1 protein-coding gene is annotated in these 525 nt (G+C 43.2%); it reads right to left on the bottom strand.

The window, feature by feature from the left end; genetic code table 11:
* Positions 1–525 (bottom strand): RNA-guided endonuclease InsQ/TnpB family protein (locus AC5590_RS10085; protein WP_169269056.1); only part of this gene is annotated, 525 nt, incomplete at both ends.

Below are 525 nucleotides of genomic sequence, written 5' to 3'. Positions count from 1 at the left end.
GCCTAACCCAGCAGTTGATGCCCCAACTGCACAAATATTCTTAGCTGCGTTCTCGTCTCTCCCGTTTACTGACTGACAAGAGGGACAACACCACTCTCTAACTGACAAATCCAATTTTTCTAATACGTGTCCACAATTAGAGCAAGTCTTACTGGATGGATACCACTCATCCACGAATACAACTTGCTTGCCCTTCTTTTTAGCAACCCATTCTAGGATTTGCAGGAATTCTCCAAAAGCTAGGTCTGAGATTTTGCGACCCCAAAGACGTTGCATCCCCTTAAGGTTCAGTGTCTCAAAGCACAGCAGATCAAACTTATTAGTTAGGTCGTGAGCTAACTTCCAAAACCAGTCACGTCTAGTATTAGAAATATCCTCATGCTTGCGTACTAAATTTTTCCTTGCCCGTTCTCGGTTAACTGACCCTTTTAGCTTTTTGGAGTGCTGTCTACTTGCTTTCTTGATGGCGTTGAGAGACTGTTTGAGGAATTGAGGGGATTCAATTTTTGTACCGTTTGAGCAAGT

The sequence above is a fragment of the Brasilonema octagenarum UFV-OR1 genome, assembly GCF_963888615.1.
GTDB classification, from domain to species: Bacteria; Cyanobacteriota; Cyanobacteriia; order Cyanobacteriales; family Nostocaceae; genus Brasilonema; species Brasilonema sennae.
This window is presented reverse-complemented; position numbering and strand designations above follow the sequence as displayed.